The organism is Sulfitobacter sp. (assembly GCF_041552635.1).
Taxonomy (GTDB): Bacteria; Pseudomonadota; Alphaproteobacteria; order Rhodobacterales; family Rhodobacteraceae; genus Sulfitobacter.
Window position 1 is genome coordinate 1 of the sequence record NZ_JBFEKM010000359.1, and the last position, 1,441, is coordinate 1,441.

The window sequence follows — 1,441 nt, forward strand, 5'->3', positions numbered from 1 at the left end:
CCCTTGTCAGCCTGATCAATCAATACTAAACGGGCGCACCACACCGATGCGGAGAGGTGCCGGAGTGGTCGAACGGGACGGTTTCGAAAACCGTTGAGCCTCTAAAGGGTTCCCAGGGTTCGAATCCCTGTCTCTCCGCCATAAAACCTGCATCGTATTCAGGTTTTATTTTTCTAAAACAACATATTATCTTTATCCAAGCACGCCCGACCGCGTCGAGCTGCTACACAATTTGCTACACATTTCTTCTCGTTCATTATGTGGCGCGCCGGCATCTGTAGCAGCAGAAGGGGCGCCAGCGCGCCTGACGCGGGGTGTCTAAGCCCGCGTGCCTCTGAAAATCAGAGGCTCTGGCGCAACGCGTCCAAAGCCTCCTGCGCGTGCATCAGGTCGTGCACGGCTTGCAGGGTCTCGTAGAGCTCGAAGAACATGATCATCGCCCGGCCCAGCTCATCCGCACGCTCGGTCGTTTGCGTCTCTTGCCAGCAGGCAGGCGCCGAAACGTTGCACTCATCATAGTCGCGGTGTTGATGAACGGTCGTGCCCTTGTCGATCTCCCGGGTGAGAAAATCCATCTGCACGTCCAGTTCCTCCAGGATCTCTGGCTTGAAGATCTGGCGGGCTTCGATGATCTTGATCAGACGTTCAAACCCAAGCCGTTTCAGCGGTTGAATGTTGTGCAACACGTCGATCCGGATCGCCGTGATGCAGTCACGGGATTTAGCGAAGGCTGCCGCAGCGATGGCTTCGATATTGTCATATGTGATGGGCAGAAGTTGGTGGGTCATACGAGACCTCCTTTGCGTTTGGGGGTGTTGGCTGCGCGAGATGCGCGGTTCCGCTCCAGGAAACCGCGCTCTTCGCGTTGCCAGCGCGCCTGTTCCTCCCGACGCTCCCGCCGGGCCTCGGCCTTGATGTCTGCCTCGGCCTGCAAGCGGGCGCGCACATCGTTCATGCGGTCCACCAGCGGCGCATCAAGCCGGCCAATCAGGGTGCCGCACTCCTCGCCGCCCTCAAACCCGGGGTGGTTGATGCTGACGATCACACGCCGCGAGCAGACAAACCGGGACGGACGATCCAGCCCCGCCGCGTGGCAGGAGGCGGTGTGCAGGAGGTGGGAATGCAGGGGTTGGACAAACTCCTTAAAGAACTTGATCAGGCACAAAAGGCGCTTGCGCGCCTCGACGGCAGTTTGACGACTGTTGAATTCAGTCCCAATCAACCTGGAAGCATTCAAGCCGCCATCACAAAGATGGAAGGCGCGGTAGATGCAAGTGTGGCGGCCTATTCGCGCAATCCAATTGACCTGCCCCCCGAAGTTTCCCGTCACTTTGATGTAGAGTTTGCTCAACCTTTCGAAGGAGCAAACAGATGCGAAAGAGCCGATTTAGCGAAGCCCAGATTATTGGGATGATCAAAGAGCAAGAAGCTGGGATGCCGA

The 1,441-nt window shown here is 57.5% G+C and carries 2 protein-coding genes and 1 tRNA gene; 1 reads left to right on the top strand and 2 read right to left on the bottom strand.

Annotation, left to right across the window (positions count from 1 at the left end; translation table 11 throughout):
• Window positions 1-50 precede the first annotated feature (50 nt).
• A tRNA-Ser gene (locus ABYT07_RS21060) sits at window positions 51-141 on the top strand.
• A 200-nt stretch (window positions 142-341) separates the two neighbouring features.
• Here the strand turns inward: ABYT07_RS21060 and ABYT07_RS21065 are convergent.
• Both ABYT07_RS21065 and ABYT07_RS21070 read right to left on the bottom strand, forming a co-directional pair.
• Window positions 342-788, bottom strand: a complete 447-nt coding sequence (locus tag ABYT07_RS21065; RefSeq protein WP_372993946.1) for a hypothetical protein — start codon at window positions 786-788, stop codon at window positions 342-344.
• Window positions 785-1,351, bottom strand: a complete 567-nt coding sequence (locus ABYT07_RS21070; protein WP_372993947.1) for a hypothetical protein — start codon at window positions 1,349-1,351, stop codon at window positions 785-787. The genes ABYT07_RS21065 and ABYT07_RS21070 overlap by 4 nt, the downstream gene beginning before the upstream one ends.
• Window positions 1,352-1,441 lie beyond the last annotated feature (90 nt).

Excerpts from the sequence above, each read along its gene's own strand:
- ABYT07_RS21065 (WP_372993946.1), bottom strand. The coding sequence starts at position 788 with ATGACCCACCAACTTCTGCCCATCACATATGACAATATCGAAGCCATC.